The sequence below is a fragment of the Mycobacterium sp. ABE4_509 genome (assembly GCF_056160785.1).
In genome coordinates this window covers 61,065-76,571 of record NZ_JBSWXU010000007.1, presented here as the reverse complement: position 1 = coordinate 76,571, position 15,507 = coordinate 61,065, and the positions used below count along the sequence as shown (strand labels likewise).

Here is a 15,507-nt window from a genome sequence, read left to right as displayed (position 1 = left end):
CCGCCGGGCTGGTGGTGCGCGGCGCCGGCCGCCGGCCCGCCGCCGACGACCCAGACTTCGGCGAGATCGTCTCCAGCGCAGATCTTTCCGCTGTCGCGCCATGGTGCGATCACCTGATCCTGGCGGCACCGCTGACCGCGGCCACCCGGGGGCTGGTCGACGCGGCGGTGCTGGCGGCGATGAAACCCGACGCACACCTGGTCAACATCGCCCGCGGCCCGATGGTCGACGAGGCTGCGCTGCTCGATGCGCTGACCGGGCGCCGGATCGGCGGCGCCACACTGGATGTGTTCGACACCGAACCGCTGCCGCCCACCCACCCGCTGTGGGAGGCGCCGAATGTGACGATCACCGCCCACATGTCCGCCGACGTGGTCGGCTGGCGCGACGAGCTGGCGGCGCAGTTCGCCGCCAACGCCCGGCGCTGGCTGGCCGGTGACGAACTGCAGAATGTGGTGGACAAGAAGCTGGGTTACATCCCGGGAGGGCAGTGATGTTCGAAGCGGCCGAACTGGTTGCGGGGTACCGGGACAAGACGATCTCACCGGTCGAGGCCACCCGGGCCGCGCTGGAGGCCATCGAAGCGCACAACGGCGCGGTCAACGCGTTCGTGCTCGTCGACCCCGAGGGGGCGCTGGCCGCGGCCGAGGAGTCCGAGTCCCGTTGGCAGGCCGGGCAACCGCTGGGCCCCGGCGACGGTGTGCCGACCTCGATCAAGGACGTGTTCCTGACCGAGGGCTGGCCGACGCTGCGCGGCAGCGCGCTGATCGACCCCGCCGGCCCGTGGGACGAGGACGCGCCGTGCGTGGCGCGGCTGCGCGAGACCGGCGCGGTGATCCTGGGCAAGACGACCACCCCGGAGTACGCCTGGAAGGGCGTCACCGACTCGCTGACCTACGGCCCGACCGGAAACCCGTGGAACCCGGCGACCACATCCGGCGGCTCCAGTGGGGGCAGTGCCGCGGCGGTCGGGCTGGGCATGGGGGCGTGGTCGGTCGGCACCGACGGCGGAGGCTCGGTGCGGATACCGGCCGGTTTCACCGGCACCGTGGCGCTCAAGCCGACGTTCGGGCTGGTCCCGCACTATCCGCCGAGCCCGTTCGGCACACTGGCGCACTCCGGCCCGATGACCCGCACGGTCCGAGACACCGCCGCGCTGATGGACGTCATCACCGGGTTCGACGCCCGGGACTGGGCGGCGATGCCGAGCCCGGCCGGGTCGTTCCTGGACGGTCTGGACGGCGGGGTGGCCGGGCTGCGGATCGGCTTCTCGCCGAATCTCGGTTTCGTGCGCAACGATCCGGACGTCGAGGCAGCGGTGCGCGCGGCTGTGACGGTGCTGGCCGAGGCCGGTGCGACCGTCGACGAGGTCGATCCGGGGTTCACCGACCCGGTGGAGGCCTTCCACGTGTTGTGGTTCTCCGGGGAGGCCAAGGTGTTGCAGCCCTACGGCTCGCTGGCCGAGCTGACCGGACGGGCCGATGCGGGCCTGCTGCGCACCGCGGTGGCCGGCGCCGCCTGTTCGGGTTCGGACTATCTGGATGCGATGGCGGTCCGGATGCGGTTGGGCCAGCTGATGGGCCGCTTCCACGAGCGCTACGACGTGCTGGTGACGCCGACGCTGCCGCTGCCGGCGTTCCCGGTCGGCCAGGATGTCCCGGACGGGTCGCTGTCGCCGGACTGGACGAGCTGGACGCCCTACACCTACCCCTTCAACATGACCCAGCAGCCCGCGCTGAGCGTGCCGTGCGGTTTCACCGCCGCCGGGTTGCCGGTCGGGCTGCAGATCGTCGGCGCCCGGCACGCCGACGCGATGGTGCTGCGGGTGGGGCAGGCCTATCAGACGGTGACCGACTGGCACCGGCGCACGCCGACAGTGATGACGCAGGAGGACGCGAAGTGAGCAGACTGATCACCGTTTCGTTGGACAAGCGGGGCGTGCGCTGCACCGCCCGCCTGCTCGAGGAGCAGGCCCCGCGAACCTGCGCGGCGGTGTGGGACGCGATGTCCGGCGGGCCGGTCTCGGCTCCGGTTTTTCACGGCAAGTACGCCCGCAACGAGATCTACACGCTGCTGCCGGCCTTCACCGCGGCCGACCCGGGGCTGGAGAACACCACGGTCACGCCGATCCCGGGGGACCTGTGCTGGTTCTCGTTCAGTTCCGATCAGCTCGGCAATCCGGCCTACGGGTATGAGAACTCCACCGGTACCGGCACCACCGGCGCGATCGTGGACCTGGCGTTGTTCTACGGGCGCAATAACCTGCTGATCAACGGCGACCAGGGCTGGGTGCCCGGCAATGTGTTCGGGGAGATCATCGAGGGCCTGCCGGAGATGGCCGAGGCCTGCCAGGATCTCTGGATGGGTGGGGTGCGGGGGGAGACGCTGAGTTTCCAGCGCGCCTGAAGGTAGTGTGCTGGCGCACTGCAAAGCCATTGTGAGCGAATCGTTACCGTAGCGGGATCGGTTAGCGGAGCGGTCGGCTACGGTTTGTGAGTCGGGACGATAGCGATGTGAGGGGTATGACGATGCTGAGGCGAGCGGTGGTTGGACTCGTGACCACGATTGCGCTGACCGTGGGTGCGCTTGGTCTGGCCGGGCCGGCCGCGGCGGCTGACGAGTGGGAGATGCCGGACGTGCGCGGGATGAGCCTGGAGCGCGCGGTGAACACCGTGTTGAACGTCGTCGGTGAGGACGTGGACCTCGACCTTCGGATCCAGAACAGGAAAGACAACCGCGAGGTCATCAACTATCAGAACTGGGAAGTGTGCGCCCAGGGCCCCGGGGCCGGGAAAAACATTTCCCAGAAGACCAAGCGGGTCATCCTGCGGGTGCGTCGCCCCGACACGCGGGGCTGCAGTTCCCCGGTGCGCCTCTGATCGCGCGATTCGCAGGCGCGAGCCACCGGGATCCGTCTGGGCAAGCGGGGCTTCTTCTGTGAAAACCGCCGGGTTTTCTTGCCCCAGCAAACTGTGATGGCAGCATCGGTCCGGCTGGGGCCGGGTTCGGCATCTACCCGATCGGGCAGCGGTGGCGCGTTACCTGCTGGTTGCGAGGTTTCTGAGCATTGCTGAGTCGGTTCTCAGGAAGCTGTGTTCCGGTTGACAGGCAAACCTCAGCATGCAAAGCTCTCTTTCAAGTCAGTCGTATCCAGCGCGGCTACCGAAACAGGGGTGGGATATATGTCTACCGTTTCCGCAAACCTTTCCGCGGTCAGCACCAAGGTCAAGGTCGGCGCGGCGACTGCCGCGATCGCCTCTGCCACCGTTCTGACACCGGCCGTGGCCGCGCAGGCTGACATTGCGATCCCGGCACCGGCCGCGCCGGCGCTGAGCTCGATCGGTTTCGCCGAGCAGTCTTGGATCTACTTCGGCCCGGCCAAGCCGGACGGTGGCCCGACCGACAAGACCACGTACTTCGAGTTCGCCCCGATCGTGCTCGTTCCCGGCTTCCTGCAGCCGTTCTTCGGCTGGGCCGCGAACCTGAGCTTCGAGGCCTGCATCTTCGGGCTGTCCATCTCGGTCGGCCCGTACGGAACCATCTCCTCCGCAGTGGGCCGCGGCTGCTAGCCGGCACCACCAACCGATCGTCGAGCAGGGACTGCCACGTGGCAGTCCCTGCTTCTTTGCTTCTTTTTCTTTTCCCTAGCCTGCGGTGCCTGGAATTCCGGCCAACCCGCCGACCAGCAGCGCATCCGGACGCGTCGCGTAGGCAACGACGGCGAGGGTCACCAACACCAGCCCGGCCACCAGCGCGACCTTGGTGGCCCGCTCGATGTGCAGCAGACCCTGATCCATTGCCTCCAGGTTGTCTCGGATCCGAGCCCGGCTGATGTAGCGCAGCGGTTGTTCGATCAGGTGGTGGCACAGCAGGGCCAGACCGAAGGTCAGGCACAGCACGCTGGCGTAGTAGTAGGACGTACCGGCGGCCATCACCGCGCTGACGAAGACGATGACGGGCCAGTGAACGAGAAACATTGCGAAGGCGAGGTCGCCGAGGTAGGTGCTGACCCGGTTACGCAGTAGTGGCTGGAACCGTGGTTCGCCGCCGATGCCGGCGGCGATGACCATCGCGGTGCCGGCGGCGGGCAGCAGCGCCCAGGGGGCGGGAAATCCCGCGGTGGTCTCGCGAATCAGGAACACGCCGGCGCCGATGACCGCCACACCTGCCCACGACAGCAGCGGCTTGGCGACACCGGGGGTGCGGGCGAGCAGGCCGGCACCGGTCGCCAGCAGTGCGCCGACCCCGAGTTCCCAGGCCCGCGTGATCGTGCTGAAGAAGGCCCACCCGGGTGAACTCGCGGAGAGATAAAGCGCCCAACTCAGCGAGGCAACGGTGAGGACACCGAGAACGAAGGCGACGGCGGTGATCCGGCGCGCCTGAGACCACCCGTACCGAACCGCCACAGCGGCCGTCGCGAGCACCACCAGCGGCACGGCAACAAAGAACTGCTCGCCGACCGACAACGCCCAGTAGTGCTGCAGCGGCGACGCCGAGGCGGCACCGGCGAACGGGTCGGCTCCCACCGCCGCGAAGTGCCAGTTGGCGACGAAGAAGAACGCGAACACGGCGTCGAGGCCCACCTGGTCGGCACGGACCTGTGGAAACAGCATTGCAGCCACGCCGTAGGTCAGCAGCAGCACGACACCGGCTGCCGGGGCGATTCGCAGTGTCCGGCCCCAGAAGAAGCGTCCGAGCGCCATCGGGTTGCTGCGTGTCACTGTCCGCAACAAGGCAGCTGTGACGAGGAACCCCGACAGAACGAAGAAGACGTCGATCCCGACAAATCCCCCCGCAGGCTGTGCCCACAGGCTGTGGCCCACAACTGCCAGAACTGCGACAGCACGCAAACCCTGAAGATCAAGTCGAAAATTTGCTGATGCTGCTTTGCGACTGCGGCGGCGCTCCGAGATTCGATATCTGTCCAGCATGGTGGTCATGGCGAGCCCCCAAAGCGACTACTTGTGTACCTCAAATCATCGCTAGAGTTCCGAGTTCATGTCAGGCGGCAAAGGGTGTTTGTGAGCAGAATCACCTCGGCCACCGGAGGTTGGGAGGTGGGGCCCGCTGCTTGCCCCCGCCGAAGTGGGACGGTCATTCGGCGGGTGATCCGAAGCGCGCTGTGGCGCATCCGTTTTCGCTGCCAGTGCGGGGGACGGCGCTACCTCAGTCGGGCGGCCTGGGTGGAGCCGCGCCGAATCGCGGACAACCGCGGCATTTGCGGAGGGGCGGCGTCCGCACCGTCCGTGACGATGTGTGCCCGAGGTGGGCAACCCCGGGCCGGTCCATGCGCCGGAGTCGGCGCGCGATCCCGCAGTGAACTACCAAGCCAATCTTTGGTTGCGCTGCCACGGCCTATGTGCGTCTTCGGCAGGCCCGGGTCGGCCGGTGCGCAGCGGTTGGCTGATTTCGCGTGGTGAGACGCTCTCCAACGCGACGCGGGCGTTTGTGTGCAAACAATTCTTCTCTCGTTCAGCAACGTCGAACTCCGTCGATGTCTTCGCTGTTCAGCAAATGGGTTTGTATTGGTCGGGTGTTTGCGATCGTCATGAGATTCCGGTCTTTATCCAGTTCAGAACCGTCTACCGGCGTAGCCATTGACGTTGCTGACAATTCCTTCAACCGGTTCTCAGTAGATTTGAGAGCGGGTTCTGGTCGCTGGACCAGGGCTGATGCGGGTGGGCCCGTGACGCTCTGCCCGGGGCTCGGGCAACGATGCACCCCCGTGCGAGCGTGGGGCGATCGCATCGGCTCTGATTGTTGATGTGCCCGGCCATCGCCTCGTGCAACGCAATTCGACGTTGACTGAACGTGCTGACAGCAACCTAAAACTGAGCTACCGTTGGCGCACGACATCTGGTCGCGTCTCGAATCCCAATCTCGCAAGCCGGGGGTAATCCATGGACTGGCGTGTGCGCGCTGTCAGGCGGCCACTAGCCGTTAACTGTGCAGTCGCGATGACCGTCTCCGCGCTCTGGTGTTCGTCGGCGGGTCAGACCCTGCCTGCGGTCGCCCGATCGGCTGACTACGCGTATGTGCTGACCGCCGAGGTCGACCAGAGCAAGGACGCGGTCGGCATGTCCGAGCCGTACTGGTCGTACAACCAGGGTGACATCGAAGCCGACCTGGACGCGATGGTCGCGATGGGCGTCACCAACGTCAGAATCCAGGTCCCCTGGGTGTACGTCGAGCCGCAACAGGGGGTGTACGACTGGGCCACGGTCGATGCCATCGTCGAGGCCGCCGACGCGCGCGGTCTGGGAATCGTGGCGATCGTCAGCCACACTCCCAGCTGGGCCGGTGACGGCGGTTTCAACTCCGTGCCCGATCCCGAGGTCTACGCCGACTTCGCGGGCGCGGTCGCGCAGCGCTACCAGGGAAGCATCAACGCCTACGAGGTCTGGAACGAGCCCAACGGCGCGATGTTCTACGAATCGACCGACCCCGAGGACTACACCGCGATGCTGCAGGCCGCGTATACCGCCATCAAAGAGGCGGATTCGTCGAACATCGTCATCGCGGGCGTGCTGGGTTCCTCCGGAACGCTCTCGGGTGTCTCCCTGAACCCGGTGGAGTTCGTCGAGGGCATGTATTCCTCGGGCGCCAAGGACTATTTCGATGTGCTGTCGTTCCATCCGTACGCCTACCCGCTCGGCACCGAGTTCTCGGCGGGCGAAGGCTATCCAGGGTCGGCCTATGAACAGTTGCAGGCGATCTGGGAGGTCATGGAGGAGAATTCGGACTCCAAGCAGATCTGGGCCACGGAGTTCGGCGTTCCGACGTTCGGCGATATCAGTGAGGCCGATCAGGCTGCCATCATCGCCGAGTTCCTGTCCGCATGGAGCGAATTCGCCTATACGGGGCCGATGTTCATCCACTCGACCAGCGACCTCGACTCGGGGTCGGAATCGGTGGAGGACAATTTCGGGATCTTCTACACCAACGGTGACCCGAAGTTGGCCGTCGAGGCCATCGCGCAGTGGATCGAAGAGCAGCAGCAAGTGGAAGAGCCCGACCCGGTAGATCCACCGACCTCCCCGGGATACGACCTCGGTGCGGCGCTACAAGCGTTCGTGGCCAATGTGGTCGGTCAGGTCACCGCATTCGTCCAGGGAGTGTCCGACGCCGTCGGGCGAATCATCACCGGCATCGTCGATGCGGTGACGAGGCCCTTCACGCGACTGTCCGCGGCGACGTCTGAGCAGACCCAGTCGGTGGAAGCGATGTCCACCGAACCGGTGTCACTCGCGAGCGAGGTCGCCGATGCGACAGACGAATCCGGCTCGGCCGGCGCGGACTCCGAACCGCAGAGCGACGTCCCCGCCGCAGCGGCTGAGGACGAGTCGCCGGCGGCGGAAGAGGAGGTGCGGATATCAGCCGAGCCCGCTGCCGCCGAAACCGACGCCGCCGTTGACGACGACGGCGAGGGCGCCGTAGAGGTGGAGGCCCCCGCGGTGGTGACAGACGAGACCACCGACGACACCGCTGCCGAGGGCGACGGCCTCGATGACGACGCCGTTGTCGAGGGCGACGGCGCCGATGACGATGTTGCCGTTGACGACTCCGCTGTTGACGACGTTGCTGTTGATGGCGACGACGCTGTGGACGAGGTTGCTGTTGACGACGATGCGGCCGTCGACGAGGACGACGCTGCCGAGGTCGAGTCGACCCCCGCGGCCCTGGACACCGTGGACACCGCGGAAGGCGACGAGGCGGACAGCGACGACGAGTCCCGGGAGGATTCGGCAGGCACGAAGAGCGACGAGAGCGACGACACCGCACCGTCCGCGGACGAAGGATCGGAGACCGGGACAGCCGCGTAGTGGCCCCGACATCTGCCGAGTCAGCGCATTTCGACTCGCGCGCCGATGCCCGGGGCCCAGGTGATCCTGCCGTTCTCGAAGTCGACGACGCGCCTCGGCGGTGCAGCTTCGGCGAGTTCATACTCATCGGAGATCGCCAGACCCAACTGCCGATTCCATGCAGCCAGGATCGCGCCCACGACGATGTGCGTGCCGGTGGACTCGCTGGAGAAGATCCGCGCGCCGCCGGGAACCTCGAAATCCTGGTATCCACTAGTGAACTCGCTGGTCGGGGCGATCTTCCACTGCCGGGCGACCGCGGCCACCGGCGGCGGTGAGTTGAAGTATCCGGTCGGAGTCTTGAAGCGGGTTCCGTGTTCGAACTGCTGACCATGCCCGCCGGGCACGGTGAACAGCGGTGTCAGCGCGAGCCCGAGCGACTCGTCGGGCACCTGCATGAATGCGGTGAATTCGGCACGCGCCGGATTGCCCGCCTGCAGCACCGCCTTGAGGTCGTTGAAGGCGGGCTTGGGCGTCGAGTCCGTGGCGATCAGGCCGAACCCGGTGTGCGGGTCGCTGACATCGGTTCCGCCGTCCCGCAGTGCGTAGACGAAGAGCGGGCCGCTCAGGCTCACCTCGGGCCACTGCCGGACCGAATCGACGACCAGGGTCGCCTGGCGGTCTGGTCCCACCACGCTGCTGGGCGCGCCGTATTCGGTCAGCCAGATCTCTTTGTCGCCGTCTCCGTTGGCCACCATCATCTCGCGCATGGTCACCATCTGTTGTGTCGGTGAGTTGGCGTGCAGGGCACCCACCGCGAAGGGGGCGACGAAGTCGTATGGGTGATATGACAAGGCGTCGAAGCTGCCGGCCACGCCCGCGGCGTACATCTGCCGGAGGAAGTCGACCGGCTCGATGTTGCCGGGCACCGGATCGGTTGCCCCGAGTGCTCCCGCCACGACGGTGGCACCGGGGTCGGCGGACTTGATCGCCGAATAGGCCTGGCGGACCATCGCGGTGTATGCGGCGGGGTCCGGATCGGGCTCGAAGAAGAGCCGGCCGTTGGGTTCGTTCCATATCTCGTAGCGGCTCACGTCCCCGGCGTAGTGACCGGCCACGTCGCCGGCGAATTGTGCGTACCGGCCCGGATCGGCGGGGCGGCCGGTCTGCCGTCGCCGGTTCACCGCCGCCCACGCCGGGGAGTTCGTCACCGTGGCGAGGATCTGCAGGTCGCGCTTCTTGGCGGCCTCGACGACGCGGTCGCTGGCGGTCCAGTCCAGGTGACCCTCGGCGGGCTCGCTGAACGTCCACGAGACGTCGAACCGGATCATGGTCGCGCCGGCATCGGCCACCTGGTCCATGGTGGTGCGCAGTTCGGCGTCGGTCGCCCACAGGACGGTGGAGCCGAGCGCGAATCCGATCGGCACCGAGCGTCGCGGTGGGCCGGGAATCTGTTCGGCGACTTCTGCCCGGTCGGGCGGCGACGAGCAGCCGACGATGTGGGCGCCCGCAACCGCTGTCGCCGCCAGGAACCCCCGTCGGTCGAGCTTCGGTCCGAACCGGGCCATCCGGCGACTACCGCCACCTCATGGCGGGCAGCTCCACCCACCGGTAGGTGATGGATGCCGCGGCGACCGTCAGACCCGAGACGATCACGAATGCGATGGTGATCCCAAGCGCGTTGTCGGGCACCGACAACCCTGCTCGTTCGACCATGATGAGCACAGGATAGTGCCACAGGTATGCGGACAACGAGACTTTGCCGACGTACTTGATCGGGCTCCAGTCGGTGACGGCGGCGACGACCGAACGTTCCCCGCGCGCCAGCGGTGTCACGATCAGCAGCACGAACGCGCTCGAGGCCAGGGCGAACGCGGTGGCCAGATAGTGCGGGTAGATCACGAACAGCACGAAGGACGCCAGCAGTCCGGCGAGCATCACGCTGGCGTTGAGCAGTTGCAGCCTCGCGGTCGAAACGTTCTCCCACTTGCCGGCGACCAGGGCGACGTAGATCACCGCGGCGACCATGCCGAAGGCGAAGGTGTCGCTGAGGGACAGGAAGCTCCTCGACAGCACGGCAACCCAGTTGTCGCCCCAGTAGCCCTGCAGCGGGTCGTCCGCGTAGTACTTGAGTTGCAGCCAACCGACGATCGTGTTGGTGACGATGCCCACCGCCAACAACACGGCAGGGGGCCACAACGCGGCCCGCAGAGCGCGGTTGATCCTGCTTCGGCAGGCGAACAGGGCGATCGCCAGCAGCGGCAGCGCGAGATAGAAACCGAACTCCGTGGTCAGCGACCAGGCCGGGTTGATGCCGGTCTGCAGAGTCGAGGGGAACAGCGACTGGGTCAACGTCAGTTGTGCCAACAAGCTCAGCGGGTCGGTGATCATGCCGGTTCCCTCGTCGCCGCTGCCCCACGAAAACTTTGCCGGGTTTTCCACGAAGACCGCGCGCAGGACGAAATTGCAGATCAGGAAGATGACGAGGTAGCCGGGGAAGACGCGTAACACCCTGTGGCGCAGGTACTCCCGCGTCCCCGGGATCTCACGCCCCTGGTGCAGTCGCTTGACGTAGGGCAGGTACAGCAGGAAGCCGGACAGTACGAAGAAGAAGGTGAGCGCCTGACCGAGGAAGTCGAGACGGGTGGTGGCCAGAACGTTGGGGGTGAAGTGAACGGCGACGTGCACCATCACGACCGACAGGCAGCCGACCCCGCGCGGGCCTTCCAGCCCGGCCAGGCGCAGCGCCGGTTTGATGCGTTTGGGGGCGTCGTCGGTGGGAAGGGGGATTCGGGCTTCACCCGGGTGGGATTCCCGCCCGGGTCGGGTTCCGTCGACTGACTCAGCCATGCACAGCCACCTCTGGGTCCGGGATCGTCGTGTCGAGCCGTTCGGGTGAAGGAGGGACGGGGTCGATCGGGTTCGCGATCAGGAAGACGATGAACACGCTGAACACCATCGTCAGCGGGGCGTGGGTGACGACGGGGAAGTCCAGTTGCAGGCCCACCAGCGCAAAGCCGACGAACGTAGCGCCGATCACCCCGTTCTCCCAGGGGTCACACCTCGAGCGCCGGTAGGCGAGCACCGCGCCGACGATGAGGACGGCGAGAAATGCCGCGCCGACGAAGAGCCCGCCCCGGTAGATCGTGAGCAGCGGGCTGTTGGCGACGTAGTTGGTTTCGTATCCGACGACCTCGTCGGTGAATTCGGGAATGCCCCATCCTCGGCCGAACCACCAGTGTCCGGCCATCGCATCGCCGTAGTTCGCCAGCGCATCGGCGCGGTCTGTGGTGCCCTTGTCCGACGAGGAGAACGAGTCGAAGATTCTGCTGTACACCGCGGGGACGAGCATCAGCCCCGCTGCGGCGACGACGGACGCGGCCAGGGCGGCCGCCTTCTTGTCCAGGCTCATCTTCTGGAACAGCAGCAGCAGCACGAACGCGACGATCACGGTGAAGATCGCGGAGCGGCTCAGCGTGATGATCAACGCGCTCAGGATCACCCCGCCGAGCACCAACCGGTGCCACCCGCGCAGCATCGCCACCGCGAGCGCCAATCCCACCAGCAGAAAGATCCCTGCGGCGTTGGGGTCCACGTACGTTCCGGTCAGCCGGACGACGGTGCTGTTGTCCATCACGTAGAACCGCAGGTGTGTCCCGATCGTGCCGGTGCGGCCGTACCCGATGATCGCCAGATGGTTGAGCGTGGTGCCTGCCTTGTCGAGGAAGAACACACCGAGGGCGAATGCTGCCGCGGCTGCGACACCGTGGATGAATGCGACCCCGAACAACCGGAGATTCCGGTAATCGAGTCGCAGCAGGGCGAACACCAAGGACGTGGCCAGCAGCCATTTGGCGAACTCGATCAGGTGCGCGGCTCCGTCAGCCGTGACGACGACCGAGATGAGTGAGGCGACGACCAGCGCGAAGACAGTGAATTCCATTGGGCTGGTGCGTGTCTGGGCGATCGGATGAGTGAGCACCGCACCCCACACGGCGACCGCGAGTAGGAGTACGACCGGTTGTCCCGCTCCGGGGAGGACGCCGAAAGGAATCGCTCCGAGGGCGAAAGCCATGGACGCGTAGATCACTCGGGGATTCAGCACGGTCACCGCCAGGCCGGCCACCAGCAACAGTAGGGCGAACCCGGCGGCTTGGGCGAGTTGGGCCTCGCTGGTCATCAGGAACGTCGAGAGGACGGTGAGCACCACGGAGGAGCCCATCACCGCGATCGACAGCGCCCGCGGGTGCGCCGTGGCGGGCCCGGTCACCGTTTGAGCCAATCGTGCACCGCGGCCTGCGGGATGCCTTCGTGCCAGCGGGAGGCGTTCTTGGTGTACAGCGCCTCGCCGTCGGCGGTCGCCGACGACCGGTCGAGCAGGTAGTGCCGGCATCGATCCGCGAACTGTTGTTCGTCGTCGATCTTCTCGATTCCGAACACGTCGCCGAGCGACCCCACCGCAGCCGTCGTCCCCACCACGGGCAGGCCGCGGCAGACCGTGTCGAGTATCTTGACCCGAACTCCGCCGCCGGTCTTGATCGGGGCGACCAGTGCGCGGCACGTCGACAGCAGCGCGTCGAGGTCGTCGACGAAACCCAGGTCCTGCATCCCGGTCGGCAGTTGTGCCGGCTTGGCAGCCGGATCGGCGGCGCCGACGACGAAAAGCCTCGCGTCGGTGATTCCGTCGGAGATCCGCGGCCACCATCGGACCAGGGCCTCGAAGGCCTCCTGGTTGGGTGCCCAGCGGCGGTCGCCCACGAACACCAGATTGCGCTCCGAGGACGCGACCGGGATCCGTTCCTTGGGCGGCAGAGTGAGATCGAGCCAATGGGTGTGGCGGATTCCGAGGTTCCGGAAGAACTCGGCCTCGCCCAGGTCGTAGGTGCCCACGGTGTAGGCGCGGCGGGCCACCCGGACCTCGTCGCGGGTGATGCGGCGCGCGTCCATCCGCCCGATGAGTCCGCGGGTTGCCCGCCACACCAGCGCCTCGGGCACCACGGTGCTCACCGCCAGATTGGACCGACCGTCGCCGAGCACCTGGAATCGGCTCGAGGCGAGCACGGCTTCAGCCATGTAGCTGTGGTCGGCGACGAAGACGTCGCTGTCGCTTGCGTCGATCGCCTCCACCAGTGCGTCGAGCAGAAAACGGGAGTGCACCAGGCTGCGGCCACTGCGCACGCTGTCGATCAGGATGCGCGGGATCCGGGGCTTCGGCTTGGGCACTCGGAGGTGGCCGTCAGCGGTGGACGCCGGATTGCCGGAAAGGCAGATCACCTTGGTCTGGAACGATTCCCGCGCGAGGTCCATGACGAGTTTGGCCATGGTCAGGTCGCCGGTGGACTCGTGGCTCGGGTCCTTGGGCAGCACGAAGGTCGCGATCACGGTTCCACCACTTCTTCCTCGGGCACACCGTCGGCGCGCGACTTGTAGATGACGTGTCGGTACCAGGCGAGCAATGTCAGCTCACACACCACACAGACGACCGCGGCGCCGTAGGCGCCCAGGAAATGGATGGCGGGGAACAGCAGTGCGATCTTGACCACGGCCGCCGCGGCGGTGGATCGGACCCGCAGCGCATCCCGGCGCTGAAGGAACAGGATGACGATGAAGGCGTGGTTGATCGACCGCGCGAAGACCCACGCCGACAGCGTCAGCATGATGAACCCGACCTCGTCGGCCTGACCCCAGATCAGCACGCCGACACCGATCGTGGCCATCGCCCCACCGGTGAGCAGGGCGACCCGGACGAGGTGCTTCGCCGGCGGGCCCGAGCTCAGATGTCCCTTGGCCGCGCGCAGCGCATCGATGTAGGTGTTGGCGAAGTTCTGCCCGATCATCGAGATGGCGAGGCCGGTGACCAGCGCCACCGAGTAGAAGCCCGCCACCCGCTCGCCGGCGATCGCGCCGAGCACCAGCAGGTCGCCCTGGGAATAGATCGCGGCGGCGAACGCCTCGGCGGACAGCAGGACGAACTCGCGCGGCCCACCGGGAGCGGCGGGTGCCGCTCGGGGCACATAGCGCAGACAGACCAGCAGGATGACGAGGTAGGGGGACACGTAGAGCCAGGACGCCGCGTGCAGCCCGGCCCCGGCGAACACGATTGCGGCGGCACCCAGGCCGATGCTGGTCAGTTGCCTGGCCGCGTCGAAGCGCATGGCCGTGTCGGGGCGGCTCACCCGCAGGTACTGGCTCTTGAACGTGTTGAAAAGCAGCTCGCCGGCGGCCACGATGATGGCGAAGCCGACGATGTACCACTGCAGAAAGCACAGCACGCCCACCGCGGCGACGACGACGCCGAACAGCACCCGGGCCGACCGCTCGCGTTCGTAGCGGTCCTCGTCGACGCGAAGCGACCGCACGTAGAAGGCATTGTCGATGGCGGCGTTGATGATGGCCGCGGCGGCCACCGCGATCGCGTACTGGCCGTACTCGGCGATGCCGAGTTTGCCGATCAGCAGCGCGGTCCAGCCGAGCCCGACCACCCGGCTGCTGTAGTTCCAGAACGAGGCCAGCGCGGCGCGGAACGCGCGGCTCTCGGCGAGCCCGGACCTCAGGTTCGGCATCGGGTGATCTCACCCCACGCCTCGACGAACGGTGCCACGCAGTGGGCCAGCGTCCGCTCCCGCTGAAGGTGAGCCACCTCCTCGGCGAGCTTGCGCAGGGTCTCGTCGTCGCGAATCGCCAGGTTGGCCTTGTGGGCGATCGCGTCGATGCCGCCGTCGACGCTGAGCGCCCCACCCTCGGCCGCGGTCTCGGTCAGCGAGCCGTCGAGGATGCAGATGATCGGGGTGCCGTAGGCGAACGAGCGCGTGACGGCGCTGGAAGCCGCGTACGCCTTGCCGTACCGGTTGTCCTTCGAATACGGGACGACGAGGAAGCGGATCGACTCGAAGAACGCGTCCTCGTCGGGGCCGTTGACCTCGCCCAGCACACGCACGCCGGCAGTCGACGGCAGGGCGGCCGTGCCGCGTCCCGCCAGCACGATCTCGATGTCGTCGTCGAGCAGTTCCCGCAGGCGGCCGACGAGATCGAAACCCTTGCCCTTGTAGACGTGGCCGAACATGCCGACCGCCATCGGTCGCTCGGTCAACGGGCGGATCGGTGGCCGTGGCGGGACGAAGATTCTGGAGGCCCGGGCATCGGAGCCGGGCTGGCGGAGCTGGTAGTTGCGGGCCCCGATGGAGGTGAGGGTGAACACGATTCGGCCGTCGGAGACGCGGCGCTGCAGCGCATTGACCGCGGGACGCAGCGGATAGTGCGCGCCGTGGTGCAGGAGCCGATGGCGTGTCAGCAGGCGCGTCTTGAACGGCCACCACACCGGTTGCGGGGCGTCATGCACGGTGGCTGTCACCGGGATGGACCGCGGCAGGATCGAACCCCAGAACGGCGCCAGCGATCCGGCACTCTGTTCGAAATGCACGATGGTGGGGCCCTCGGCGGCCTTCTCCTTGGCCAACTTACGGATTCGGCGCACGTCGCGGATCACACCGGCGAGCGTCTCGTCACCGTCGGAGGCGATCCAGTATTCGGTCACCTCGGCGAAGTGCGGTCGTACCTCGTCGACGAAGTCCTGCGCGTAGTCGCCCACCCCGCTGCGACCGGGGGCGGGGGACACGAAGATCAACCGGGTATCGCTCAATGCCGGGGCATCGGGTGTGTTCCCGCGGTCCCCGTTCGTGCCCATCGTGTTGCTGGTCATCGGTGG

The 15,507-nt window shown here is 67.1% G+C and carries 13 protein-coding genes; 6 read left to right on the top strand and 7 right to left on the bottom strand.

All coding sequences use genetic code 11. The features are described 5' to 3' along the window. The 5 genes from ACXAID_RS03020 to ACXAID_RS03000 all read left to right on the top strand — a co-directional run. The coding region (locus tag ACXAID_RS03020; protein WP_475020694.1) for an NAD(P)-dependent oxidoreductase at window positions 1–494 on the top strand (494 nt) is incomplete at its 5' end. Beyond that, the gene (locus ACXAID_RS03015) at window positions 494–1,903 is read left to right on the top strand and encodes an amidase (protein ID WP_475020693.1); all 1,410 of its coding nucleotides are present in this window, start codon (window positions 494–496) and stop codon (window positions 1,901–1,903) included. The genes ACXAID_RS03020 and ACXAID_RS03015, both read left to right, overlap by 1 nt. Next, complete coding sequence (locus tag ACXAID_RS03010) at window positions 1,900–2,406, top strand: DUF3830 family protein (protein ID WP_475020692.1); 507 nt, start codon at window positions 1,900–1,902, stop codon at window positions 2,404–2,406. The genes ACXAID_RS03015 and ACXAID_RS03010 overlap by 4 nt, the downstream gene beginning before the upstream one ends. Window positions 2,407–2,555: 149 nt before the next feature. Beyond that, entirely contained in the window at window positions 2,556–2,879 is a 324-nt protein-coding gene (locus ACXAID_RS03005) for a PASTA domain-containing protein (RefSeq protein WP_475020691.1), read from the top strand. A 303-nt stretch (window positions 2,880–3,182) separates the two neighbouring features. Further along, entirely contained in the window at window positions 3,183–3,569 is a 387-nt protein-coding gene (locus tag ACXAID_RS03000; protein ID WP_475020690.1) for a hypothetical protein, read from the top strand. A gap of 75 nt (window positions 3,570–3,644) precedes the next feature. Here ACXAID_RS03000 and ACXAID_RS02995 read toward each other — a convergent pair whose 3' ends face one another. After that, window positions 3,645–4,931 (bottom strand): acyltransferase family protein, encoded by a 1,287-nt coding sequence (locus ACXAID_RS02995; RefSeq protein WP_475020698.1) that lies wholly within the window; start codon window positions 4,929–4,931, stop codon window positions 3,645–3,647. A 1,026-nt stretch (window positions 4,932–5,957) separates the two neighbouring features. Here ACXAID_RS02995 and ACXAID_RS02990 point away from each other — a divergent pair. Then, window positions 5,958–7,823 (top strand): cellulase family glycosylhydrolase, encoded by a 1,866-nt coding sequence (locus tag ACXAID_RS02990; protein WP_475020689.1) that lies wholly within the window; start codon window positions 5,958–5,960, stop codon window positions 7,821–7,823. A 20-nt stretch (window positions 7,824–7,843) separates the two neighbouring features. On the opposite strand, the gene ACXAID_RS02985 is transcribed toward ACXAID_RS02990, so the two are convergent. From ACXAID_RS02985 to ACXAID_RS02960, 6 genes are read right to left on the bottom strand one after another with little or no spacing between them, the layout of a single operon-like run. Continuing rightward, window positions 7,844–9,370, bottom strand: coding sequence for a cellulase family glycosylhydrolase (locus ACXAID_RS02985; protein ID WP_475020688.1), 1,527 nt, complete (start codon window positions 9,368–9,370; stop codon window positions 7,844–7,846). Window positions 9,371–9,377: 7 nt separating this feature from the next. Continuing rightward, window positions 9,378–10,652 (bottom strand): acyltransferase family protein, encoded by a 1,275-nt coding sequence (locus ACXAID_RS02980; RefSeq protein WP_475020687.1) that lies wholly within the window; start codon window positions 10,650–10,652, stop codon window positions 9,378–9,380. Then, window positions 10,645–12,072, bottom strand: coding sequence for an O-antigen ligase family protein (locus ACXAID_RS02975; protein ID WP_475020686.1), 1,428 nt, complete (start codon window positions 12,070–12,072; stop codon window positions 10,645–10,647). Before ACXAID_RS02975 ends, ACXAID_RS02980 begins: the two co-directional genes overlap by 8 nt. Further along, entirely contained in the window at window positions 12,069–13,184 is a 1,116-nt protein-coding gene (locus tag ACXAID_RS02970) for a glycosyltransferase family 4 protein (RefSeq protein ID WP_475020685.1), read from the bottom strand. Before ACXAID_RS02970 ends, ACXAID_RS02975 begins: the two co-directional genes overlap by 4 nt. Next, window positions 13,181–14,365: a lipopolysaccharide biosynthesis protein gene (locus tag ACXAID_RS02965; protein WP_475020684.1), complete on the bottom strand. Its 1,185-nt coding sequence runs from the start codon at window positions 14,363–14,365 to the stop codon at window positions 13,181–13,183. The genes ACXAID_RS02970 and ACXAID_RS02965 overlap by 4 nt, the downstream gene beginning before the upstream one ends. Beyond that, window positions 14,353–15,501 (bottom strand): glycosyltransferase family protein, encoded by a 1,149-nt coding sequence (locus ACXAID_RS02960; RefSeq protein WP_475020683.1) that lies wholly within the window; start codon window positions 15,499–15,501, stop codon window positions 14,353–14,355. The genes ACXAID_RS02965 and ACXAID_RS02960 overlap by 13 nt, the downstream gene beginning before the upstream one ends. Window positions 15,502–15,507 lie beyond the last annotated feature (6 nt).

Bases quoted from the DNA above. Each gene is read 5' to 3' on its own strand.
- ACXAID_RS03015 (WP_475020693.1), top strand. From the start codon at position 494: ATGTTCGAAGCGGCCGAACTGGTTGCGGGGTACCGGGACAAGACGATC.
- ACXAID_RS03000 (WP_475020690.1), top strand. From the start codon at position 3,183: ATGTCTACCGTTTCCGCAAACCTTTCCGCGGTCAGCACCAAGGTCAAG.
- ACXAID_RS02995 (WP_475020698.1), bottom strand. From the start codon at position 4,931: ATGCTGGACAGATATCGAATCTCGGAGCGCCGCCGCAGTCGCAAAGCA.
- ACXAID_RS02990 (WP_475020689.1), top strand. From the start codon at position 5,958: ATGACCGTCTCCGCGCTCTGGTGTTCGTCGGCGGGTCAGACCCTGCCT.
- ACXAID_RS02985 (WP_475020688.1), bottom strand. From the start codon at position 9,370: ATGGCCCGGTTCGGACCGAAGCTCGACCGACGGGGGTTCCTGGCGGCG.
- ACXAID_RS02980 (WP_475020687.1), bottom strand. From the start codon at position 10,652: ATGGCTGAGTCAGTCGACGGAACCCGACCCGGGCGGGAATCCCACCCG.
- ACXAID_RS02965 (WP_475020684.1), bottom strand. From the start codon at position 14,365: ATGCCGAACCTGAGGTCCGGGCTCGCCGAGAGCCGCGCGTTCCGCGCC.
- ACXAID_RS02960 (WP_475020683.1), bottom strand. From the start codon at position 15,501: ATGACCAGCAACACGATGGGCACGAACGGGGACCGCGGGAACACACCC.